Source organism: Phycisphaeraceae bacterium, from assembly GCA_019636655.1.
Classification (GTDB): domain Bacteria; phylum Planctomycetota; class Phycisphaerae; order Phycisphaerales; family UBA1924; genus JAHBXB01.
This window is the reverse complement of the sequence record JAHBXB010000002.1, coordinates 36,980-58,991: the sequence shown is the minus strand read 5'-3', so window position 1 is coordinate 58,991 and position 22,012 is coordinate 36,980. Positions and strand designations below refer to the sequence as shown.

19 protein-coding genes and 1 pseudogene are annotated in these 22,012 nt (G+C 66.2%); 8 read left to right on the top strand and 12 right to left on the bottom strand.

Annotated features, from left to right (window positions below; translation table 11 throughout):
* Positions 1-414: 414 nt before the first annotated feature.
* Positions 415-1,785 (bottom strand): serine/threonine protein kinase, encoded by a 1,371-nt coding sequence (locus tag KF745_05680; protein MBX3357899.1) that lies wholly within the window; start codon positions 1,783-1,785, stop codon positions 415-417.
* A gap of 580 nt (positions 1,786-2,365) precedes the next feature.
* Between KF745_05680 and KF745_05675 the strand changes: the two are divergent.
* Together KF745_05675 and KF745_05670 are read left to right on the top strand one after the other, a co-directional pair.
* Positions 2,366-2,485 (top strand): annotated as a pseudogene (locus tag KF745_05675) (prepilin-type N-terminal cleavage/methylation domain-containing protein).
* Positions 2,486-3,490: 1,005 nt separating this feature from the next.
* A complete protein-coding gene (locus tag KF745_05670) occupies positions 3,491-3,724 on the top strand; it encodes a hypothetical protein (GenBank protein MBX3357898.1) in 234 nt (77 codons plus the stop codon).
* 29 nt (positions 3,725-3,753) lie between these two features.
* Here KF745_05670 and KF745_05665 read toward each other — a convergent pair whose 3' ends face one another.
* From KF745_05665 to KF745_05640, 6 genes are all read right to left on the bottom strand, one after another.
* A complete protein-coding gene (locus KF745_05665) occupies positions 3,754-5,178 on the bottom strand; it encodes a tyrosine--tRNA ligase (protein ID MBX3357897.1) in 1,425 nt (474 codons plus the stop codon).
* Positions 5,179-5,326: 148 nt separating this feature from the next.
* Positions 5,327-5,686, bottom strand: a complete 360-nt coding sequence (locus KF745_05660) for a hypothetical protein (GenBank protein MBX3357896.1) — start codon at positions 5,684-5,686, stop codon at positions 5,327-5,329.
* A 126-nt stretch (positions 5,687-5,812) separates the two neighbouring features.
* Positions 5,813-6,853 carry a type II secretion system protein gene (locus tag KF745_05655; protein MBX3357895.1) on the bottom strand — a complete coding sequence of 347 codons (1,041 nt, stop codon included), beginning with the start codon at positions 6,851-6,853 and terminating at the stop codon, positions 5,813-5,815.
* 267 nt (positions 6,854-7,120) lie between these two features.
* A complete protein-coding gene (locus KF745_05650) occupies positions 7,121-7,495 on the bottom strand; it encodes a hypothetical protein (GenBank protein ID MBX3357894.1) in 375 nt (124 codons plus the stop codon).
* 51 nt (positions 7,496-7,546) lie between these two features.
* The gene (locus KF745_05645) at positions 7,547-8,569 is read right to left on the bottom strand and encodes a prepilin-type N-terminal cleavage/methylation domain-containing protein (GenBank protein MBX3357893.1); all 1,023 of its coding nucleotides are present in this window, start codon (positions 8,567-8,569) and stop codon (positions 7,547-7,549) included.
* A gap of 296 nt (positions 8,570-8,865) precedes the next feature.
* A complete protein-coding gene (locus KF745_05640; protein ID MBX3357892.1) occupies positions 8,866-9,729 on the bottom strand; it encodes a type II secretion system protein in 864 nt (287 codons plus the stop codon).
* A 136-nt stretch (positions 9,730-9,865) separates the two neighbouring features.
* Here KF745_05640 and KF745_05635 point away from each other — a divergent pair, with 136 nt between their 5' ends.
* The 3 genes from KF745_05635 to KF745_05625 are packed head-to-tail and all read left to right on the top strand — an operon-like array spanning position 9,866 to position 11,815.
* A complete protein-coding gene (locus tag KF745_05635) occupies positions 9,866-10,924 on the top strand; it encodes a hypothetical protein (protein ID MBX3357891.1) in 1,059 nt (352 codons plus the stop codon).
* Positions 10,924-11,085: a hypothetical protein gene (locus tag KF745_05630; protein ID MBX3357890.1), complete on the top strand. Its 162-nt coding sequence runs from the start codon at positions 10,924-10,926 to the stop codon at positions 11,083-11,085. The genes KF745_05635 and KF745_05630 overlap by 1 nt, the downstream gene beginning before the upstream one ends.
* 34 nt (positions 11,086-11,119) lie before the next feature.
* The gene (locus KF745_05625) at positions 11,120-11,815 is read left to right on the top strand and encodes a biliverdin-producing heme oxygenase (protein MBX3357889.1); all 696 of its coding nucleotides are present in this window, start codon (positions 11,120-11,122) and stop codon (positions 11,813-11,815) included.
* Positions 11,816-11,822: 7 nt separating this feature from the next.
* On the opposite strand, the gene KF745_05620 is transcribed toward KF745_05625, so the two are convergent.
* The 3 genes from KF745_05620 to KF745_05610 are packed head-to-tail and all read right to left on the bottom strand — an operon-like array spanning position 11,823 to position 14,906.
* Positions 11,823-12,989, bottom strand: coding sequence for an aspartate-semialdehyde dehydrogenase (locus KF745_05620; protein ID MBX3357888.1), 1,167 nt, complete (start codon positions 12,987-12,989; stop codon positions 11,823-11,825).
* Positions 12,964-14,004 (bottom strand): polyprenyl synthetase family protein, encoded by a 1,041-nt coding sequence (locus KF745_05615; GenBank protein ID MBX3357887.1) that lies wholly within the window; start codon positions 14,002-14,004, stop codon positions 12,964-12,966. Before KF745_05615 ends, KF745_05620 begins: the two co-directional genes overlap by 26 nt.
* 44 nt (positions 14,005-14,048) lie before the next feature.
* Complete coding sequence (locus tag KF745_05610; protein MBX3357886.1) at positions 14,049-14,906, bottom strand: class I SAM-dependent methyltransferase; 858 nt, start codon at positions 14,904-14,906, stop codon at positions 14,049-14,051.
* Between the two features lie 177 nt (positions 14,907-15,083).
* Here KF745_05610 and KF745_05605 point away from each other — a divergent pair, with 177 nt between their 5' ends.
* The gene (locus KF745_05605; GenBank protein ID MBX3357885.1) at positions 15,084-16,442 is read left to right on the top strand and encodes a UDP-glucose/GDP-mannose dehydrogenase family protein; all 1,359 of its coding nucleotides are present in this window, start codon (positions 15,084-15,086) and stop codon (positions 16,440-16,442) included.
* 27 nt (positions 16,443-16,469) lie between these two features.
* Positions 16,470-17,879 carry a site-specific DNA-methyltransferase gene (locus KF745_05600; GenBank protein MBX3357884.1) on the top strand — a complete coding sequence of 470 codons (1,410 nt, stop codon included), beginning with the start codon at positions 16,470-16,472 and terminating at the stop codon, positions 17,877-17,879.
* 21 nt (positions 17,880-17,900) lie between these two features.
* Here KF745_05600 and KF745_05595 read toward each other — a convergent pair whose 3' ends face one another.
* On the bottom strand, positions 17,901-18,674 hold the full coding sequence (locus tag KF745_05595; GenBank protein ID MBX3357883.1) for a queuosine precursor transporter: 774 nt from the start codon (positions 18,672-18,674) through the stop codon (positions 17,901-17,903).
* Positions 18,675-18,808: 134 nt separating this feature from the next.
* Here KF745_05595 and KF745_05590 point away from each other — a divergent pair, with 134 nt between their 5' ends.
* On the top strand, positions 18,809-21,001 hold the full coding sequence (locus tag KF745_05590; GenBank protein ID MBX3357882.1) for a hypothetical protein: 2,193 nt from the start codon (positions 18,809-18,811) through the stop codon (positions 20,999-21,001).
* A gap of 17 nt (positions 21,002-21,018) precedes the next feature.
* Here the strand turns inward: KF745_05590 and KF745_05585 are convergent, their stop codons facing one another.
* Entirely contained in the window at positions 21,019-21,966 is a 948-nt protein-coding gene (locus KF745_05585) for a mechanosensitive ion channel family protein (GenBank protein MBX3357881.1), read from the bottom strand.
* Positions 21,967-22,012 lie beyond the last annotated feature (46 nt).

Sequence of the window (22,012 nt, the reverse complement as noted above, 5' to 3'; positions counted from 1 at the left end):
GGCGCCTGCTCTCGTTGGCCGAATGGACGGTTGATGGGTCGGTTCTCCTATTGGTTCGTGCCGCGTCGGCGCAGGGGCACACGCCCTGCCCTGGTGCGGGAAGCGGGAAGCATGGTGCTGGGACAGGATGGAGGCGTCGCGATCGGGCTCATGAAGGCGCGCCAACCGGCTCGCCGCGTTCGCCGTCGTGTTGCATCGTCAGTCGATGATCCACCAGGCCGCGACTCCAACCCCCGCCCGTCCCCGGCTCACGAAGGGCCCGCCCTGTGCGGACCGCTCTGAAGCCAATACCGTCCCGAGCGGACAGCCTATTCCAGCATCCTACAGAACAAAAAGGGGAAATCACGGGTGGTGGGCAGATTTTTTGAGGTGTGAAGGTGGCCGTCGGGGGGCCGCCGATCTCAGACCGGCTGCTCAGCCGCCGCCGCGGGAGAAGAGGAAGACGTTGACGGCGACGCTGACGACGAAGAGGCCGAGCATGACGTAGAAGAGGACTTCGAAGACCTGGAGGCGGTTGGCGGAGGCGCGGGTCTGGTCCTCGGCGATGACGGCGGGGGCGGCGGCCTCGGCGGCGATGACGCTGGAGAGGTCGACGCCGCCGATGTCCTTGTGGGCGATGGGGGGCGTCTTGCCCTCGCGGACGGCCTTGAGGTCCATCAGGAGGTCGGTGGTGGACTTGTACCGCTGGCCGGGCTGCTTGGCCATCATCATCTCGATGACTTCGCTGATGCCCGGGGAGAGCCTGGGGTTCACATGATCCGGGGGGACGAGTTCGGCCTTGAGGTGCTTGTGCATGACGGCCGAGGGGCTCTTGCCGTCGAAGGGGACGGCGCCGGTGACCATGTGGTAGAGGGTGGCGCCGAGGGAGTAGATGTCGGCCTGGGGGCCGATCTCTTTTTCGCCGCGGATCTGCTCGGGGCTGATGTAGTAGGGGGTGCCGAAGGCCTTGCCCTGCTCGGCCTCGGCGGCTTCCTTGTCGCTAATGGCGCGGGCGAGGCCCATGTCGGCGAGCTTGGCGACGCCCTCATGGGTCATCATGATGTTCTTGGGCTTGACGTCGCGGTGGATGAGGCCCTTGGCGTGGGCGTGCTGGAGGGCCTCGGTGATCTGGGAGATGACGTCGATGGCGTCCTTCTCGGAGTACCGCTTGTGCTTGGCGATGTCGTCGTAGACGGTGCGGCCGTCGACGTACTCCATGACGAAGTAGTGGCGGTCGCCGGCCTGGCCGACGTCGTAGGCCTGCACGATGTTGGGGTGGTTGAGGGACGCGGCGGCCTTGCCCTCGGCGTAGAAGCGGGCGATGAACTGGCTGGTCTGGGAGTACTTGGCGGGGAGGACCTTGATGGCGACGAGGCGGTCGAGGGAGAGTTGGCGGGCCTTCCAGACGGTGGCCATGGCGCCGGCGCCGAGTTTGCCGAGGACCTTGTAGCCGGGGATCTGCTGGCCGCTGCGCTCGGCCTCGGCGATCATGCGGAGGCGCTCGAGTTGGCGCGGGGTGATGTAGTCGTTCTCGACGAGGAGTTCGGAGAGGGACTTCTGGTTGTTGTCCTGGAGCTGGCTGCGCTTCTGCTCAAGGCACTGCTGGACCTCTTCGCTGGTGGCGAGGCCCTGGTCGACGACGATGCGGCCGATGATGGTGTCGACGTTGGTGCCGCTCTTGGACTTGCCGCCGCCGATCACGGCCCCCTCGGGCTGGAGGGCGGGCAGGTCGGCCTGGGAGCCCTCGCCCGAACCGACCATGGGCGAGGTCTCGGTGAGATCCGGTCTGTGAGGCTGCTGGGTCATCGTTCCCTGACGGACTCCCTCTTCCTACCCCTTCGGCACGCCGGTGGGCCGCCTTCAGCCTGTCGCAAGCCGTGGCGCAGGGGGCCCGCTCACCACTCCATACGCACGCCAGACCCCCTTCGATCCGAACCGGGCGAGTGAAGTCTACCTGACCGACGCGGAGTGTTGCCGGGTCGGTGGGGCTGTCAAGTGGTTGGCCGGGGATTTGGGGAAGACGGACCGAGAACAATGCGTTCTTGATCGATCACACCGGGGTAGTGGCGAGCGTCTCTCCAGGAGAGGAAATAGCGCAAAGTGGGCCGATGATTGGTGTTAGGGCTTGATGTACCGAACCGGCGGGGGCTCTGGGACGAAACAGTGGTTGAGATGAATCCGGACCTTGACAGGCTGCGTAAAGGAATCCGACTGGTGGACCCGGAATCTGGCCCGGGCCGCTGGACAACTCAGGGTGTTCCTGCGATAGTAAGGGTACATGGACCATTCGGTCCTCGGCCCAACTCGGGCGACGACCGGCGCCGGTGAGGGCGTCCGTGAGCGTCAGATCGGGGTTTTGGCGGGGTGGGCATTGGAGAATTGCGCTATGACACGGCGAATCCGTCGGGCCTTTACACTGATTGAGCTGCTGGTGGTGATCGCGATCATCGCGCTGCTTGTGAGCATTCTGTTGCCGGCCCTCGGTGAGGCCCGCCGGACGGCGCAGAACACGGTGAGCCTCGCGAACCTGCGGACGTGGGGGCAGGTGATCGCGTACTACGCGAACGAGTCACGGGATGAGTTCATCAATCCGTTCTCGAATCCGCCAGCGCCAGGTGTTCCGTGGTACGGCATTGTTGTTCCTCCGCCTCAGACCGGCGGTGGCTATTGGTCGATGGGCGAGAGCACGCCGAGCCGTGCGACCGAGCCGTTTGGATACCACTGGACGAGCCTGATGGGGCAGTACATCACCGACGGCGACAACGAGATCAAGGCGCAGTTTGCGCCGGGCGATCTGTCGGTTCAGTTGCGGTATCGACAATCGTTCGCGAACATCCCGCTGAACCAGCGGTACCGCTACATCTGGGACGGATCGTACTGGATGTCACCGACGTTGTGGCTGAGCCCGACGCGGTACAGCCAGGCGAGCGGCACCACCCCGACGTTCCTGCCGGTCTCGCCGTCGTACCTTCGGCGCAACCGTGTTGACGAGGTGATCTTCCCGCAGGCCAAGGTCATGTGCTTCGAGCGGTTTGACATGTCGAAGAAGAACAAACGACTGCAGGCCGGCGGACGAGCCGAGGGCCCTCCGCAGTGGAACCACCCCGAGGCGACCACCCGGTTCGTCGTAGTGGACGGCAGCGTGGACAGCAAGAAGACAGCGGACCTGAACCGCCTTACTACCGCGGCGGTGACTCCGGATGCCGAGGCTCGCAAGGGGTACACGCCGTGCGGCAACTGGACGCCCGAGGCCGCCAGCATGGTTGCATATGATATGGCCAACGATGGGCTCGAGTACGCTACCCCGGGGTACCCGGCGATCTTCTGGGCGACCTACAAGGGCATCAAGGGTCGAGATCTCAACCGGTAGAACCGGTCGCGATTTCGGACTCGACTGCGTATGATTTTAGAGGGTCGGCTGATGCCGGCCCTCTTCCTTTGGAGTGCAGTGGGTTGCGGCGGCACTTGCTGCTGAGGCCCATGTGCCGGCCCGAAGCGTATAGAGGACGTCATGGATACCAAGAAGAAGAACGTTATTCTCGGTTCAATCGCGGCGCTGCTGATCGTGGTTGCCTTGTTCTTTGCGTTCCGCGGCGACGGGTCAGCGGGAGCGACAGAGGATACTAAGGCGTCGGACGAGTTGGCGCGGCAGCTCAACGAGGCTAATCCGCCGCAGCCAGAGCCAGTGATTGATCCGAATGTGCCCGTGCGGAACCCGAGGCAGCTGAGGGGACCTGGCGAGTAACTCACCCAAAGTGGTCCGGCTGTAATCAATCAGCCCCAGACGGTGACGTGCCAGGCCTTCTTGCCGCGGCGGAGGGCGATGAGGCGGTTGTTGAGGAGGGAGGCGGGGGTGAGGTGGGTGTCGGGGGCGGCCTTGTCGCCGTTGACGCTGATCGACCCTTCGGCGAGGAGGCGGCGGGCCTCGGTCTTGCTCTGGCAGATCGTGGTCTGCGGCAGCAGGTCGAGGAGCGCGAGGCCGTCGCCGGCGAGTTGGGACTTGTCGTGGGTCGAGGCGGGGGCGGCGGCGAGGGCCTCGGCGAGCATGGATGGGTCGATGGAGCGGAGGTCGCCTGAGAAGAGGGCCTTCGCCGCGGACTCGGCCTTGTCGGCCTCGGATTGGCCGTGGAGCAGGGCGGTCATGTGGGAGGCGAGGGCGCGGTGGGCGTCGCGGGCGCCGGGGTTGGCGGCGTGCTTCGCGGCGAGGCCCTGGATCTGCTCGAGGCTGAAGAAGGTGTAGAAGTTGATGAGGCGGAGGACGTCGGTGTCCGCCGCGTTGAGCCAGAACTGGTAGAAGGCGTAGGGGCTGGTGCGCTCGGGGGTGAGCCAGACGGCGCCGGACTCGGACTTGCCAAACTTGGAGCCGTCGGACTTGGTGACAAGGGGGGCGGTGAGGCCGAAGGCGTCCTTCTCAGGGGGAATCTCTATCGAGCTCGCGGCTTCCTGATAGACAGGCAGCTGCATGATTTCTGAAGCTCGGTCTGGGTTGGAACCGGCTGCTGCTCGCTGTGCCGTCCGAATCCAGCCTCGCCGAATGAGATCGATCCCGGCGACGATGTTGCCCCACTGGTCACTACCGCCAATCTGAAGGGTGACATGGTGGTGCTTGTATAGGTGGGCGAAGTCGTAGGCCTGGAGGATCATGTAGGAGAACTCGGTGTAGGAGATCCCTTGGTCGCGGGCGTGGAGACGCTCGCGGACCGAGTCCTTCTGGATCATCATGTTGACGGAGAAGTGCTTGCCGACGTCGCGGAGCGCTTCGAGGAAGGAGAGGCGGCCGATCCAGTCGAGGTTGTTGAGCAGCAGGGGGGCGGTGGCGGGCTTTGTGGAAGGGGCGAGGTCGATGATGCGGCCGAAGATCCGGCGCTGGGATTCGACGTTCGCGGCGACGCGGTCGGGGGTGAGCAGTTCGCGCTCGGCGGACTTGCCCGAGGGGTCGCCGATAAGGCCCGTGGCGCCGCCCATGACGACGACGGGGGAGTGGCCTGCGAGTTGGAAGCGGCGGAGGAGGGTGATGGGGAGGAGGTTGCCGACGGTGAGCGAGTCGGCGGTTGGGTCGAACCCGGCGTAGGCGCGGCGGGGGGCGATGACGGGGTCGGCCAGGTGCGCGGCGAGAGCGGCCTCGCTGGTGCACTGGTGCAGGAGGCCGCGGGCGCGGAGGTCGTCGAGAAAGGGCTGGGCGGGTGCGGCGGAGGTCATCGGGGAGGAGGGTACGCCGGAGGATGAGGATGGGAGAGGGTCACGGCAATGGGGAGCAAAACGAAGCCGCCCGCCGCGATGGGCTACGCGGCGGGCGGCAAGAAAGGCAAATGTACCGTGAACGACTCTAAAGAGATCGTGACAGTGACTAGGGGTGCAAGGGTTCGGCCTCGATCTTGACCTCGTAGGGAAGGTTGAGGTCGGCGATCTTCGCATTGAGCGCAGCAAGGTCTCCAGCGGAAGGGAGCTCCCCGCTGAGGATGATGACACCGGGCTGCTCGTATGAGGGGTACGCACCGAGGTATCGGAACCGTTCGTCGTCCTTGAGAAGATCAAGCAGCGACGCGGCCTTGCGGTCCTCTGGTGAATCAGGTGGCGATGGGGTGGTGAGACGCTGCTGACACGACGCGATCATGAAGGATGCGATCCACAGCAATAGCAGCAGCGTAACGACACCGAGGGCCCAAACGAACCAAGGCTTTTCCCGAATCGAGGCGAGGCTGATCATGGATGCTCCATCACGGCATGAGTCCCGCGCAGTGTAATCCGATGAAGGTGTGCGCGGGGTCAGGTGCCGGCAAGAAAAAAACCCCCTGGCAGGCCAAGGGGTTTGGGGCTCGTCAGAGGTGACGGATCAGCCTCCGCCGGGGCCGCGAGTAAAGGTCCAGTTGGCCGAGGTGGCGTAGTTGGACCAGATGCGCATATCCCGCATCTGGGTCACGGTGAAGGTTGCAACGTGACCGTCCGCGATCGCGGCAACCGCCTTATCGAAATGGCGAAAATCAACGCCACCGTATGCCCAAGCAGGCTTCGTCTTGTCGAACGACGGAGCGTTAATCCAAGCGGGTGCGGAGCCGCCGTTGGTCGGGAAACCGATGTTCGGGGGTGTCACCATGTGATGACCCGGGACGACATTGACGTTCAGGTTGGCGCTCTGCCCAACATGCCGGCCGCCGTAGTCATTGCTGCCGCGAGTGACGGAAGCGATATCGGTGGCACGCGCGGTCGCGCCGACCATCAGGATCGCGGGGTTGAATATCTCGTCGATCGTGCTGATGTAGAAGTGTCCGCCCTGGCTGCCTCGCGGATGACCAATAATCGTAGCATTTCCGTTGGGGAACGCGCCAAGGCGGTAATGGCCGCCAACGTAGACGCTGTTCAACCCGATCGACGGGTGCGTCGCGATCGCGTATTGGTAGGACTGGGTGTTGTCATAGGAAGTCGTCGTGCCGGTCGTGCCGCTGGGGAGATGGGTGCGACTCCGGAAGAGGTTCAGGGTCTGCTTGTCGATCTGCAAGCCATCCATTTCGAAGTCTGTGTAGTAGCTCAGGCGAAGCGGCCACGTCTTGACGACGTCCCCTTCGATTGTCTTGGTCGAATCCGTCCAACTGTCCTGTGGTCGCATCTGGATGGGGCCGGCGGAAGGGTGGGCGTGAGTCCAGTGAACATACGGGATCAGCACCGACCCGCGATAGTCATTTGCGTAGGACAGCCATCCGGTGGAAAACTGTCTGGTCGCCGACTGCTCGCGGATCATCCTTCCGGTCGCCTTCGCCTGCGCCAGGGCTGGCAGGAGAATCGAGACAAGCAACGCGATGATTGCAATCACCACGAGGAGCTCGATCAGGGTGAACGCACCGCCTCTGCGCAGCATCTTTGCCTTCGGACGTTCCATTTTGCTCTCCAGGAATCACATTCCCCGGCCAGAACGGACGGGACTTGACCACACACCCCGGAATCACGATGGGGAGACTCTAACCGATTGCCGAGAGTTCAGCAAGGGGTTGTTCGGCACACTTTGTGCAAACAGGTGAAAGGAGCGCTGGTTGCACTTTGTGGACAAGGCAGGGTTCGCCCACCAACAGGCCACTATCCGGCTGTTTGTTCGGGTACAGGTTGGATCGATTGTGAGAGATTCGGGTCCCAGTGGCCCTGGAAAGCCCTATCGCATGATCTCAACGGCGAGCTCGTACTGCACATCCGGGTGGGCGGACATCAATGACCTGGCTCGGGCCTCGAGATCCTGGAGGTCTTGGTGGGTATGCACGCCACCGACAAGCCGGAGCCTGATTGGGGGCTCAGAGTCCACTGCGAATGCTGCATCCGCAAAGTTGGGGTTTGACAGCAGGACTTGATTGAGCTCTCGCGCGAGGATCCAGCCAGGCGTCGAGAGTTCTTCCGCTCGAGGCTGTGATCGGACAATGGGGACAAGCGTATAGAGCAGCCAGAGTGTGGCGGCGCCGAGGAGGATACATGCGCCGACAAACTTCGCTTGCTGTTTGTTGTCGCTCCTCAGCCACGAGAAAACACTCTGCATCGTGAATGGTACCGCCATGCCGGGCTAGGGGGCTGAAGGGCGGCCACCCTGTTAGGGCCGGAATACCCAGTCCGGGCGGTCAGCCGTATTCGCCCAGCGGCGCATGTCGCGGAGTTGGCGAAGCGTCAACATCTCGACGTGCCCATCGCAGGTGACGACGACGGCCTTGTTCTGATGACGCGGGTCGACAAAGCCCCAACTGGCGGGGTTCGTGGTAGTGGGGTTGTAGTTGTCGGTGGGGACCCACTGCATGACGGTGGAGTTGGTGGGGTAGCCGGCGCGGGGCGGGACGATTTCCCAGAAGCCGGGGACTATGGCGCGGCCTGCGGCGTAGGCCATGGGGTTGCGGCCGTAGTTGGTGCCGCCCCAGCCGCCGGTGGCCTTAATGTCGATGCCGCGGGCGGAGGAGAAGACGAGCAGGTTGTCGGGACGGCGTGCATCGGCGGTACGGCCGACGACCCAGCGCTGTGTGACGCCGGCACCACCCATCGCGGTGTAGTTCTGGAACGAGCCGCGGTGCCAGTTGCCACCAACGTAGGTGTAGTTGCCGCCGAGGGAGGGGTGGTAGGCCATCGCCGCGGCAAGGGAGGCGACACTGCCGTCATAGAGGGTGGTGGGGGGGCTTTCGTGGTATGTCGGCGCATTGGGGCGTGTGAGGAAATCGGAGAGGGTGTTGCCGTCGAGTTGGAGGGCCTGGGCGGGCATCTCGGTGGCGCCCATGAAGCGGAGTCCGTTGACCTTGATGACGTTGCCCTCGAGAAAGCGGTTCGGGATCCACGGATCGGGGTGGAACCAGTAGTAGCCGCCGGCGCGGCTGTTGAAGTGGCCGGCGGCCCAGGGGATGTAGCCGGTGAAGGCGGAGTCCTTGTTGTCGCCTGCGTAGTGAGACCAGGCGATGAGTTTCTGCTGACCCGCGGCCATCTCCTTGACGGTCTTGGCTAGGGCCCTGGCCTGGGCGAGGGCCGGGAGGAGGATCGAGATGAGGATCGCGATGATCGCGATGACCACGAGGAGTTCGATGAGTGTGAACGCACGAGCGCCATCGCGCGGCGATTTCGCCTGGGCATGCAGCATTGAAGCCTCCAGTTTTTATCGCCCGTCCAGAACGGACGGGGTTACCACACACGCGCCCCACAGAGATGATTCACCCTATTCGAAAGCGCGGTGTCCAGCAACCCAGGATCGCCGAACACGCGTGAAACACGGGAAAAAAACTCGGGTGAGGAACGTCATCGCGGGATGTTTGCGGGATGGCCTGCAAAAATCGTCCTGAAATCCAGCGGATTTTAGGGGTATGAACGCAACCACATTGTGCGTCGCGAGCGTGCGTCACACGAGCGTGTGTGACGGATCGGGGCATCGAGCGCGGGTCATCGCGATGTGCCGAGCGTCCACTGCGGTGTGGTGGCGCGCTCGCACCAGCGGCGCATGTCCTGCAGCGGTTCTTCGCCGAGCGTGGCGGCGTGCCCGTCGAAGGCGCCGGTCACAGCGCGCTTCTGGTAGCGGAGGTCGACGTGGCCGAAGGAGCCGGGTGCGCGCGCGGGATCGAACGAGGGGCTCCACTGGCGCGAGAGCAGGTAGGGCGCGTCGACGCGGAAGTAGCCCGGGACGGGGGAGGAATCGCCGTCGGGCGCGGCGCCGCGCGCGGAGGCGAAGAGGAGGAGGTTGTCGGGGCGCGAAGCCTGGCTGACGCTTGTGAGGTAGAAGGGGCCCCAGACGCCGGTCGCCGCGGGGTTGAATCCGTAGCGGTCGGCGTCGCCGCCAATGAAGGTGCTGTTGAGGCCGAGGGAGGGGGAGAGGCTGACGTAGTAGTGGAAGTCGGGGCTGCCGCGGTAGCGGCTGAGGATCTTGGGATCGAAGTAGATGCCGGCGAAGTTGTAATCGAGGTAGGGGTAGAGGCGCCAGGGGTAGCGCTGGGCCTGGACTCCGGTGATGGGGGCGCCGTCCTCATCGAGGACGGTGAGGGGCTTGGCGCCGGGGGGCGAGGGGATGGAGGTCATGCTGGCGGGGGCGTAGCCGGGCATGAGCACGCCGCGGTGGTCGTCGGCGTAGAGGAAGTAGCCAGTGGTGAGTTGCTGGGCGGCGGCAAGTTCGCGGGTGAGTTGAGCGGCGCTTTTCGCGCCCGCGAGTCCCGGGAGGAGGATGCTGAGCAGAATAGAGATGACGGCGATGACCACGAGCACCTCGACGAGGGTGAAGGCGTGGCGTGGGGGGGTGCTGCGGGGGGTGGTCATCGCGTGTCTTGTGCGGAGTGCTGGAGCGTTGGGGTGGAACTTCCTGTCAGACTGAAACACAAGCGGTTTGACAGGAAGGTGGTGCGGGCTAGTATAGTCGGCTGAGACTGAGTCTCAACATAGCAGGAGGATGCCTGTGGCAGATCGTCGAGCAGCCGTGGGACTGGGTGTGGCGGTGGCGGTGCTTTTCTGTGGGGGTGTTCGATTGGAGGGTGGGACGGTTCCGGTGGTGATCGGTCAACCGACGCTGGATCGGTGGATGTACCCGTTCAACTCGGCGAGCCCGCTGGGAACCGAGACCGAGGCACGGACGTTCTCACCGCTGTTCAGCGAGTTCCAGGCGTCGTTCGACAATCGCGACGGCGAGATGCTGCTTGGCTACACCACTTCGTTGGCGGTGACGCCGGGGTTGGGGACACAGAACTACCGGGTGCTCTCGGCGCGGGTGGTGGCGCGGGTGAGCCGCGACCAGACGTTCACGTACGACGGGACGCAGGATCCGGTGGGGACGTACTACCCGATCGCCGATCCGCAGCGGGTTGTGGATGCGGATGCGGGGCGGCCGGTTGAGTTGTTCGGCGTGGGATACCGGAACGGGTTCACGGCGTTGACGTTCCAGGAGGAATCGCCGCACTCGTTTGCTGCGCCGTTCCCGGATCGGAACACCAGGAACGCGTTCGCGGCGCAGTTTGATGGGCTGGGGAACATGACGAACGTTCAGAACAACGTGGACGACCGGTTTGAAGTGCGGCCGTTCGCGGTGGGGACCGCGGCGCTGACGCCGGGGGTGCTGGTGCCGGTGGACACGGACTTCACGTTCGAACTGGACGTGGAGAACGCGGGGGTGCGGGAGTACCTGGCGAGGTCGCTGGACCAGGGCCGGCTGAACCTGATGGTGACGTCGCTGGCGGTGACGCAGCAGCAGCAATCCGGAGAGGTGCCGTACTGGTATACGAAGGAGTACCCTTCCGTCATCGGCGGCGTGCCGGCGCGGCTGGAGATGAGCGTGTGCATCGGGCCGCGGGCGGACTGGGATTGCAACGGGACGGTGGAACCGGCGGATATCGCGGGTTACATCAACCGGTGGGCGGCGGATGTTGCGACCGGGAGGACGCTGGCGGACTTCGACGCGAACGGCGTGGTTGAGCCCGCAGACATTGCCGCGTTCGTGAACGCGTGGGTAGGAGCCTTGTGATGAACCACGTTGAGGCGGGAACGCACGAGAACGGCGGATCCGGGCGGAAGTGGCTGTGTCGGCTGGGGTTCGCGGGGTTCTGCTTCTTCCTGGTCAAGGGGCTGCTGTGGCTCGCCGTGCCGGCGGCGGTGGTGGCGTACCGGGCGATGACTTCGCAGTGAACTGGTTGGCGGTCAACGAGCTGGAGAGTTAGGCATGAACACGACGTCGCAGCCGGGAACTCACGGGACTTCCGGGACCCCCGGGAACGCAGGGGCTACCGGGATCATGGAGCGGCTCAAAGTTGAGACGAGCGGGCTGCACGCGGCGGCCGAGCAGAACGAGTTGCAGCGGCTGCTGGCGAAGGGTCAGTTGCCGCGGGAGATGTACGGCGCGTGGCTGGGGCAGATGCTGCACGTGCACCGGGCGCTGGAGGCGGCGATCGGGGAGCGCGCGGCGGGGTGTCCGGCGATCGAGGCGGTGGTGACGCGGGAGCAGTTTGATGAGGCGCGGATCGCCGCGGACCTGAGGGCGCTTGGGTTCGAAGTGGAACAGGCGGTGCTGCCGGCGACGGCGGCGCTGTGCGAGCGGATCGACGAGCTCAGGGGAGGCGATCCGGTGATGCTGCTGGGGATGCACTACGTGCTGGAGGGGAGCCACAACGGCGGACAGTTCATCGCGCGGAACGTGCGGAAGGCGTACGAGCTCACGCCCGGGACGGGGGACACGTACCTGGATCCGTACGGGGCGCGGCAGCGGGAAGAGTGGGGGATGTTCAAGACGAAGATGGGGGAGATCGGGTTCACGCCGGAGCAGGCGGATGGGATGGTGGATGCAGCGCAGGAGATGTTCCGCGCGATCGGGGCGATCAGCGATGATCTGATGCGGGTCGGGGTGGGAGGGGCGAGGTAAGGCGGCTTCAGCGGGCCCGGCGCTGGAGGAGGATCTCGGCGATCTGGACCGCGTTGAGGGCCGCGCCCTTGCGGAGCTGGTCGCCGGCGATGAAGAGATCCCAGCCTCGGCCGCGGTCCTGAGTGGGGTCGGGGCGGATGCGGCCGACGAGGACGTTGTCCTTGCCGGAGGCCTTGAGGGGTGTGGGGAAGAGGTTGTTGGAACGGTCGTCGACGATCTGGACGCCGGCGCCGCGGGCGAGGGCGTCGCGGAGGTGCGTCTCGGTGGTGGGGGTCCTGAGGGTGAGGTTGATCGCCTGGGCGTGGGCGCGGAGGACGGGGACGCGGATGCAGGTGGGGGCGAGGCGGAGGGCGGGGTCGTTCCAGATCTTGCGGGATTCGTCGACCATCTTCTGCTCCTCGCCGTTGAGGCCGGTGGAGGGATCGACGGCGGCGTTGTGGGAGAAGAGGTTGAAGGCGTAGGGCTCGTGGAAGACCCCGCCGGAGTGGGCGCCGGGCAAGACGGGGCGGCCCGCGAGCGCCTCGCGCGACTGGGAGAGGAGTTCGTCCATGGCCTTGGCGCCGGCGCCCGAGGCAGCCTGGTAGGTGGAGACGACGATGCGATCGATGCCGAAGGCGCGGCGGAGCGGGGTGAGGGCGACGAGCAGGATGATCGCGGAGCAGTTGGGGTTGGCGATGATGCGGTAGCCGGGGCCGAGGGCATCCGGGTTGACCTCGGGGACGAGGAGCGGCACGCCGGGGTCCATGCGGAAGGCGGAGGAGTTGTCGATGACGACCACGCCGCGGTCGGCGGCGATCGGGCCGAACTTCTTCGAGATCGAGGAGCCGGCGGAGAAGAGGGCGATGTCGCCGGGGCGCATGGAGTCGAAGGATCGCTCGCTGAGGGGCTCGACGGTGTGGGGCTTCGCGCGATAGTCGATGGCGACACCGGCGGAGCGCTCGGAGGCGAGCAGGGTGAGGGCGGCGTGGGGGAACTGGCGCTGCTCGAGGACGGTGAGCATCTCGCGGCCGACGGCGCCGGTGGCGCCGACGATGGCGATGTTCGGGGTGGTGGTCATGGCGGACTCTCTCGATGGGTGCCGGGTATCGGCCGACCGGGGCCCGTGGGGCGCGGGTCGTGGCGGGTGGGATGGGTTCAGCGGGGGCGCCTCAGAACGAGCGGGTGATGACGGCATCGGCCATCAGCAGCATGAAGCGTTTGGGCGGGGAGTCGGGGACGTGGGCGAGGGCCGATTTGGCCTCGTCGACCAGTCGCCGTGCGGTCTGACGGGCGTGATGGATCGAGTCGGTTTCCTCGAGGGCTGAGAGGAGGGCCTGGGGGGCGCCGGCGCCTCCGGCGACGAGGAGGTCGAGCGTCCGGCCGCGGCGCAGCGGCGACGCGGCGGCGAGGTGGTGGATGAGGGGGAGGGTGAGCTTGCCCATCTCGATGTCCTTGCGGACGGGCTTGCCGACGGTGGTCTCGGTGCCGGTGAGGTCGAGGATGTCGTCCTGGATCTGGAAGGCGACGCCGAGGTTGAGGCCGAAGGTGTGGAAGGGGTCGGCGGCGGGGTTCGACGTGGCCGGGTCGATGCCGGGGAGGTTCGCGGCGGCGCCGAGGCGGCAGGCGGTGGCGATGAGGGACGCGGTCTTGCGGCGGACGATCTCGAAGTAGGTGTCCTCGTCGAGGGAGAGGTTCTCGCGGTGGTGGAGCTGGAGGAGTTCGCCAGCGCAGAGGGTCATGCCGGTGGTGGCGACCATGAGTGAGGCGTGCTGGCCGGCGGGGCCGCCGATGGAGGAGCAGAGGCGGTAGGCGGCGGAAAAGAGGTAGTCGCCGAGGATGACGGCGGCCTCGTTGCCGTGGAGGCGGTTGACGGTGGCGCCCTTGCGGCGGGTGTCGGCCTCGTCGAGGACGTCGTCGTGGACGAGGGTGGCCATGTGGATCATCTCACAGACGGCGGCGAGCCTGAGGACGGACTCGGGGACGTCGGCGGGGATGATCGTGGCGCCGGGGGCGGCGGCGTGGCTGAGGATGACCAGTGCGGGGCGGAGCATCTTGCCGCGGTACCGCTCGACGTGCTTGCAGAGGCGTTCGACGGGGGGGAGGTCGGAGCGGAGGGCGTCGTCGAAGACGTGCTCGACGCGAGACATCGCCTCGGCCAGGGAATCCTGGACCGCGGCAAGATCGGCGGGGACCTCGAGGAGGGCGGACATTCGCGTGAGGGTAGGAGAGGGAAGCCGGGGGCGGTGGAGCGGGGTCAGCGGGTGGCGACGAGGTAGGCGATGAAGCAGCGGTCGGCGGGGGCCTGCTTGACGGGACGGAAGACGCCGTTGCCCTCTCCCTTGGCGTCCTCGCCCTCGCAGTAGACGGTGACGTTCGGCAGGCCCGCCTCGGCGAGGAGGTCCTTGAGTTCGGGGATGGTCCAGACCCGCCAGTGGTAGGTGAAGGCGCGGCGGAGCATGGAGCCGTTCTTGAACTTGAAATGGATGTGGCAGATGTAGTCGCCGGTGACGGGGTCGTAGCGCTCCTGCTGCCAGAGGTAGGACCACTGGCCGTGGCGCGTGGTCTCGGTGAGTTCGCGCAGGACGTCGGAGCCGCCGAAGAAGTCGAGGATGAAGACGCCGTCGGCGGCGAGCGAGGCGCGGACCGAGCGGAAATATCGCAGCAACAGGTCGCGGGTCTTGAAGGTCCAGTAGGAGAAGTTGGTGGCCAGGACGATGTCCGGGCGGGGGGAGCGGGGCGGGGTGAGGACGTTGCCGCGGCTGATGTGGACGCGGGACTGCTGCTCGGGGGTGAGGCGGGGGAGGTTGTGCTTGCGGCCCCAGGCGATGGGTTCGGGGTCGAGGTCGAGGCCGACGGCGATGTGGTCCTTGCTGTGGCGGGCCCATTCGCAGGCGGTGGCGAAGCAGCCGCAGAAGTCCTCGCGGAGGACCCTGGGAGCACGGCCGACGGCGCGGCGGTAGGCACGGGCGGCGAAGGCGACCTCGGCCTCGGGGCACTGCACGGCCCGTTGGTAGAGGTCGTATCGGTCGGCGGTGCGGGCGGTGAGCGGCCGACGGGCTCGGCGGCGGGAGGCGGCGGGGCGCGTGGGGGAACGTTTGGTGCTCTGGGGCATGGGGCGGGGAGTGTAATCACCCGATGAAGGCGTGTGGGGGGGGGGTCGATGAGAAGTGTGCGAGGGATGGTGCGCGGTTGGTGCGTTCCTATACTCGGACCCTCGCGGCGGTGAGGGAGCGGATGGGGCTGCGAGGGGTTCCGGGGGAATGGGGGCGCGAGCAGCAGGAGTTCCTCGATGCGTCTGAGCATGGTCGGCACGGGATACGTGGGTCTGGTGACGGGCGTGTGCCTTTCGAACACGGGCAACCACGTGACCTGCCTGGATGTGGATGCGAAGAAGATCGAGAAGCTCCGTCGCGGCGAGTGCCCGATCTACGAGCCGGGGCTGACGGACCTGATGGAGCGGAACATCGGGGCGGGGCGCCTGGTGTTCACGACCAGCGCGGTCGAGGCGCACAAAGAAGCGGACATGATCTTCATCTGTGTGGGGACGCCCAGCGATGAGCGGGGGCACACGGACCTGACGTACGTGATGAAGGCGGCCGAGGACGTGGCGGACCTGCTCAAGAGCCTGGGGCCGAAGCAGAAGCCCAAGGTTGTTGTGGTGAAGAGCACGGTGCCGGTGGGCACAACGCTGGCGGTGCGGGACCGGATCCGGGAGCGGGCGGGGAAGGACATCCCGTTCGGGATCGCGGACAATCCGGAGTTCCTGAAGGAGGGGGCGGCGATCGACGACTTCAACAAGCCCGACCGCGTGGTGGTGGGCGTGGAGGAGGAGTGGGTGGGGCAGAAGATGCGGGACCTGTACGACCCCTTCGTGCGGAACGGGCACCCGATCTTTGTGATGGACGTGCTGAGCGCGGAGATGGTGAAGTACGCGAGCAACAACTTCCTCGCGACGAAGATCTCGTTCATCAACGAGATGGCGAACCTGTGCGAGGCGTACGGGGCGGACATCGGGCGGGTGCGCGAGGGGATGTGCTCGGACAAGCGGATCGGGACGCAGTTCCTGTACCCCGGGCTGGGGTACGGCGGGTCGTGCTTCCCGAAGGACACGCTGGCGTGCATCATGATGGGGGACAAGGCGGGCGTGCCCGCGAAGCTGAGCCAGTCGGTGCACGAGGTGAACCAGCGCCAGCGGGACCGGTTCTTCGACAAGATCCTGGGGCACTTCGGCGGGAAGTCGGCGGGCGGGTCGGCGCTGAGCGGGAAGAAGATCGCGTTCTGGGGGATCGCGTTCAAGCCGCGGACCGACGACATCCGCGAAGCTCCGGCGCTGACGCTGATCCGCAAGTCCCTCGGGTACGGCGCGGCGTGCGCGGCGTTCGACCCGGTGGCGAACGAGAACGCGCGCCAGGAACTCGGGCCGACGGTGGCGGTGACCGAGGACATGTACGCGGCGCTGGAGGGGGCCCACGCGCTGGTGATCAGCACCGATTGGGACGAGTTCAAGAGCCCGGACTTTGAGCGCATGTCAAAGACGATGGCGGGGAAGGTGATCTTCGACGGTCGCAACCTGTACCGGTTGTCGCAGATGCGGGACCTTGGGTTCTCGTACTACTCGGTGGGGCGGGCCGCGGTGAAGGCGAAGTAGAACACCGTCCGATGGGAAGGAGCGGCGGTGGCGACCGGGCCGGCGATTGTGCGGCAAGACTGGCTCGACGCCGCGGAGCACGTGCGGCGGAGCGGCCTTGGCATCGACCTGGTGTACGTCGATCCCCCGTTCAACACGGGGGAGATAAGGGCGTCGCCTGCGAACGGGCGGAGGCTGAACCGCGCGACCCGCGAGCGATTTGACGACCGGTTTGCATCCACGGACGGCTTCATCGCCTGGCTCCGCGAGCGGCTCGCCGCGACCATCCCGCTCATCAGGCCAACGGGCTCGATCCTGGTCCACCTGGACTGGCGGACCAGCCATCGCGCCCGGGTGGTGCTGGATGAGTTGCTGGGCGAGGACCGGTTCGTGAACCACCTGGTGTGGTCGTACGGGCTCGGGGGATCGTCGCCGCGCCGGTTCGCGCGCAAGCACGACGACATCCTGTGGTACTGCATCGATCCGGAGCGGTACTACTTCGAGCCGCCGCGGGTGCCGGCGACGAGCGCCCGGATGCGCGGGATGATGAAGAAGGCGACGGATGTGCTGGACATCCCGTCGATCAACAACATGGCGAAAGAGCGGACGGGGTACCCGACGCAGAAGCCCCTGGCGCTGCTGGAGATGCTCGTGGGCGCGTGCTGCCCGCCGGGGGGCGTGGTGTGGGACCCCTGCTGCGGAAGCGGGACGACGCTGGTCGCCGCGGCGAGGACGGGGCGTGTGGGGATCGGGTCGGATGCGAGCGAGGCGGCGGTGCGCCTGGCACGCCGGAGGCTGGCGGGGGGGGGGGGCGCAGGGCCGGGGGGGCTAGAGTTGCACCGCATGCTCAAGTGGCTCGGCAGGCTGTACGCGAAACGCCTCGTCAACGTGAACGTCAACATCCTGTTGTCGAACACGCTCGCGGTGGGGCTGACGGCGGTGGCTGTGCACTTCTCGCGGTTCATCGGGATCCGCGACGACCAGAAGTGGCTGATCACGGCGTTCGTGTTCGTCGTCGACCTGGCGATCGATGTCGTCGTGTACTACGCGCTGCACTGGACGGCGAACCACTGGCCCAAGCGGCTGTGGCACACGCCCGCCGAGGTGCTCAACGAGGCGCCCAAGCCGTCGTTCTTCTGGGATGCGACGGTGGTGCAGGCGCAGCGGATGGCGCTCTCGCCGGTGTTCTACGGGGTGGCGATGGCACTGCTCTCGGGGCTGCTGCACGACGGGGTGGACCGGGTGTCGGCGACGGTGATCTCGTACGGGATCGCGATCGGGATCTCGCGGACGCTGCACACGCTGTGGATGATCTCCTCGGACCGGGCGATGGCGAAGCGCCTGCGTGAGGCTGGGCTGGGCAAGACCGATGCGTCGATCCGGCCCCCGGCAGCGAGCGTGCCGGCGGCGGAGTCGCGGACGAACGGGGCCGCCCGGGCAGAGAAGAAGAGCGCATAGCGGAGTGGCGTGCTTTACCGGTCAGTCTTCGAGGCTGAACGGGGTGAAGTTGGTGGCGCGGTCGTAGTAATCCTCGTTCTCCGCGCGCTTGAGGAAACCAACGACGGCGTAGGTGGCGGGGGTCATCACGATCTCGACAAGGACCTTGAAGGCCCAGTTGAAGAGGCTGACCTTCAGCAGCGTCGACGTCTCCCAGATCCCCCAGAATGCGATCGGGTAGAACAGGAGGCTGTCGGCCCCCTGCCCGACGATGGTGGAGCCGATGGTTCGGGTCCACAGCCACCGGCCGCGGGTGAGGACCTTCATCTTGGCCAGCACGAACGAGTTGGTGAAGTCGCCGACCCAGAAGGCGAGGATGGACGCGGCGACGATCCGCCAGGTGTTGCCGAAGACGACGGCGAGGGCGGGCTGGATCTGCGTGTTGTACGCGGTGCCGGGGTCGGCCGGGAGGTGGATGATGACCCACGCCATGAGCGAGGCGAAGATCATGGCGCCGAACCCGGCCCAGATGACCTTCCGGGCGCGGGCGTAGCCGTAGACCTCGGTCAGGACGTCGCCGAAGACGTAGGAGATCGGGAAGAAGATGTTCCCCGCGCCGAAGACGACAGTGGCGCCGATCAGGGGGATCGCGAACGGCAGTTCGATGATGCACGCCTTGCCGGGGCCGATGAGGTTGGAGCAGAGCAGGACCGTCACGAAGGCGGCCAGCAGCAGGTCGTAGTAGCGGTAGGCCCGGCGGGCGCGCGATAGGGCAGGTTGGATGGGGACGACGGGTTGAGGGCGGTCGTCGTGCATGCTGGAGTTCGAGCGTTCTCCGCGGTCCGGGTGCAGCGTACCACGGTCGCGGTCGGCGAGCGTTGCCCGCGTCGAGCGCCGGTGAACGACTCGCCGCCGACCCCGGTCATCGCACTTGGCTATCTTGACCGGGCATGTGCGGGATCGGCGGCATCCTGAGGATCACCCCACCGGGCGAAGCGGCCCGGGCGGCGGCCGCGCTGCCGCTGCGGGAAGCGATCCCCGAGGCGTGGCTGGACATCCTCGATGAGTCGATCCGGCACCGGGGGCCGGATGGCCAGGGGCGATTCCGGGATCGAGCGGTCCGCGCGGATGGGGCGGTGGTGGACGTGGCGCTGGTGCACCGCCGGCTGAGCATCATCGATCACGCGGGGGGGACGCAGCCGATGGTGGCGGCGTTCCCCCGTGCGGAAACAGAGGGAAGACATGCGGGCTCTGGAAGTGAACAAGCCGCTCTTCTCTTCCACGCCGAGCCCGATGATCTCGTGCACTACCAGCGCACTCCGGGTGCTGAATCTGTGACGGGCTTTGTCGCTGTTGTCTTCAATGGCTGCATCTACAACCACCGCGAACTCCGCAGGGAACTCCAAGCCGCGGGCCACCAGTTCGTTACCGACCACAGCGACACCGAGGTGATTCTGCAGGGGTGGAGGCAGTGGCGCACCGGCGTTTTCGAGCGGCTCAACGGCATGTTCGGCATCGGCTTGTGGGATGGCCGGACAGGAATGCTCACAGTCGCCCGCGATGGTTTTGGAGAGAAGCCGCTGTACTCGATTGAGGCCGAATGCGAGGGTTCGACACTCATCGCCTTCTCGTGCTGCGTACCGGGATTACTCCGCATCGGTTCTCTCGATGGTGTCTCTGTCAGTGGCTACTGGAGAAGCAGCCTTGCCGGGTGTGTGCGGCCGTGGATCCTCTTCGGGTGGAACCAAGCGCCGTCCGCCCCATCGCTTCACGAGATCCGGGCCGGGCAGATCACATCATGGCCCGAGGCACAGCCCGACGACCATACGAGCTTCGGCCATCACTCCTGGACGGCACCATGGTCTTACGAGTTCATGAATCCCACTGGGCAACAACTCACGGAAGCGGACGTCGACACGTTGCTTCGTCGCGCTGTCCACTCCCGCCTTGAGGCCGATGTGTCGTTGGGTCTGTTCCTCAGTGGCGGCATCGATTCGGCCTTGATCGCTGCGTACGCGTCCGAAGTGCGGCCGGACATCAGCGCCTACACCGTTCGCATGCCGGAGACCGGCCTCGACGAGTCCGCCGCGGCGGCACGGACGGCCTCGCATCTTCACATCCGACACCACATTCTCGATTGCGATCCCAAGCCCGCGGAAGACCTTGTCACGATCATCCGGCAACTCGGGCTCCCCTTTGGGGACTCATCACTGCTGCCGTCGCTCTGGGTAAGCCGCGCCGCGCGGGCCGAGCTGAGGGTCGCCCTTGCCGGCGACGGCGGCGATGAGCTCTATCTTGGCTATGACCGCCACGTGGCGATGAAGTGGCTGCGCCGCCTCGGCCGGCTGCCGCATGAGAGCAGGCAGGCGCTCGCGCACGCGGCCTCAATCGGCGGCGGCCGCGGCCGTCGGCTCGACCGAGTGTCTCGCCTGTTGAACGCCTCCGCGCACGGTGGGTACAAGGATCTTGTCGCGGTCTTCCCTCAGCCGTACTCGGCGCTGCTGGGTCTCATGCAAGAGAACGGGTCGGGTTGGAGCGAGACTGGTCACTTTGGAATGACCTTCTCGAGCCTCCCACCCGCCGACGAGTCCATGATGGACGTGCTCTCGCTGCGCTTCGACCGGGCGTTTTACCTGCCGTGCGACCTGCTCCGAAAGACCGACACGGCTTCCATGTCCGCAGCGCTCGAAGTGCGGGCCCCGATGCTCGAGCCCGACCATGCGCGAGCCGCGATCAATGCTCCAATCTCTTGCCTCATGCCAAAGGGCCGGAGAAAGGGCCTCCTCCGCCAGGTCGCCCGCAGGTACCTCCCCGCTGAAATCGTTGATCGACCCAAGATGGGCTTTGCGATTCCCATCGGCGACTGGTTCCGCACCGACTACGGCGGACTGCGCACGCTGCTCTACGACCGGCTCTCCAGCCGCGAGCCGTTCGGGCCCGATGCTCTGGGCATCAACTCCATGATCAACATGGGCTACGTGCGGCGGATGCTCAGGGAGCACGACGACGCCGGCGGCCGCGGCATCTTCCCGTGGAAGGGGCGGGACCACAGCCAGCGGCTGTACATGCTGCTGGTGCTGTCGATCTGGGCGGACTGGCTCGCGCGCGTGAGATCCTCGTCCGGAAGTGCTCCGCGGGCCTAAGAGCACCTCGGGTGGTCTTACGCCAGCGGCGAGGCCTCGCCGTTGCCGGTGCGCTGCATCCACACGACCCGCTGCGGGAACGGGATCTCGATGTCGTCGCGGTCAAAGCCCGCCTTGATCACCTTGATGACGTCGTGCTTGGCCAGCGCAAAGTCCTTGGTCGGGGCCCAGGCGCGGACGTCGAAGTTGATCGACGACTCGCCGAACTCACGGAGCACGATCATCGGCGGTGGCTCCTTGAGCACCAGAGCCGACCCGGCCAGCGACCGCTCGATCGAGGCCTTCGCCGCGTCGAGATCCGTTGAGTACGCGACGCCGACGACGATGTCCACGCGCCGGTTCGGGTTGAACGTGATGTTCTCGATCACCTTTCCGAACACGGAGTTGTTCGGCATGATGATGCGGCGGTTGTCGGGCGTGTTGAGCTTGGTGGCGAAGAGCTCGATCTCCTCGACAATGCCGAGGAAGCCGTCGACCACGATGACATCGCCGACCCGGAACGGACGGGTGACGAGCAGCATGAGCCCCGCCGCGAGATTGGAGAGGGCCCCCTGGCTGGCGAGACCGATGGCCAAGCCGCTGGCCCCCAGCACCGTGGCGAGCGCCGTGATGTTGACTCCGATCACCGCGAGGCAGGTCACCAGCGCCAGGACCAGGATGGCCCATCGGGTGACGTGCCCGACGAACTTGGAGACGGTGGGATCGAACTTGGCCCGGTCCAGCGCGCGCCGGATCGTCCGCTGGGCCCAGCGGGAGAGGATCCACGCGACGATCAGGATCACCAGCGCGCCGAGCACGCTGAGGCCGTACTGCACGGCGAGGTGCTGCAGGTCCTTCCACAGGGCGCTGACCTGGTGCTCCAGGTTCCCGAACCCGCCTTCCTTCGGGGCTGCATCCGGAGTCGCGGCCGGTGTGGTGGCGTCGGCCTGGGCCAGGAGCATCGAGAAGTGGCTGAGTGGATTCATGGGGGAAACGTTATGCGGCCTCGGCCGCCGGTCGAGCGGGGCGATT

Coding starts and splice junctions, on each gene's coding strand:
- KF745_05625 (MBX3357889.1), top strand. CDS start 11,120: ATGAACACGACGTCGCAGCCGGGAACTCACGGGACTTCCGGGACCCCC.
- KF745_05615 (MBX3357887.1), bottom strand. CDS start 14,004: ATGTCCGCCCTCCTCGAGGTCCCCGCCGATCTTGCCGCGGTCCAGGAT.
- KF745_05595 (MBX3357883.1), bottom strand. CDS start 18,674: ATGCACGACGACCGCCCTCAACCCGTCGTCCCCATCCAACCTGCCCTA.
- KF745_05665 (MBX3357897.1), bottom strand. CDS start 5,178: ATGACCTCCGCCGCACCCGCCCAGCCCTTTCTCGACGACCTCCGCGCC.
- KF745_05680 (MBX3357899.1), bottom strand. CDS start 1,785: ATGACCCAGCAGCCTCACAGACCGGATCTCACCGAGACCTCGCCCATG.
- KF745_05585 (MBX3357881.1), bottom strand. CDS start 21,966: ATGAATCCACTCAGCCACTTCTCGATGCTCCTGGCCCAGGCCGACGCC.
- KF745_05650 (MBX3357894.1), bottom strand. CDS start 7,495: ATGCAGAGTGTTTTCTCGTGGCTGAGGAGCGACAACAAACAGCAAGCG.
- KF745_05655 (MBX3357895.1), bottom strand. CDS start 6,853: ATGGAACGTCCGAAGGCAAAGATGCTGCGCAGAGGCGGTGCGTTCACC.
- KF745_05645 (MBX3357893.1), bottom strand. CDS start 8,569: ATGCTGCATGCCCAGGCGAAATCGCCGCGCGATGGCGCTCGTGCGTTC.
- KF745_05640 (MBX3357892.1), bottom strand. CDS start 9,729: ATGACCACCCCCCGCAGCACCCCCCCACGCCACGCCTTCACCCTCGTC.
- KF745_05590 (MBX3357882.1), top strand. CDS start 18,809: ATGTGCGGGATCGGCGGCATCCTGAGGATCACCCCACCGGGCGAAGCG.
- KF745_05670 (MBX3357898.1), top strand. CDS start 3,491: ATGGATACCAAGAAGAAGAACGTTATTCTCGGTTCAATCGCGGCGCTG.
- KF745_05605 (MBX3357885.1), top strand. CDS start 15,084: ATGCGTCTGAGCATGGTCGGCACGGGATACGTGGGTCTGGTGACGGGC.
- KF745_05660 (MBX3357896.1), bottom strand. CDS start 5,686: ATGATCAGCCTCGCCTCGATTCGGGAAAAGCCTTGGTTCGTTTGGGCC.
- KF745_05630 (MBX3357890.1), top strand. CDS start 10,924: ATGAACCACGTTGAGGCGGGAACGCACGAGAACGGCGGATCCGGGCGG.
- KF745_05620 (MBX3357888.1), bottom strand. CDS start 12,989: ATGCCGTCATCACCCGCTCGTTCTGAGGCGCCCCCGCTGAACCCATCC.
- KF745_05610 (MBX3357886.1), bottom strand. CDS start 14,906: ATGCCCCAGAGCACCAAACGTTCCCCCACGCGCCCCGCCGCCTCCCGC.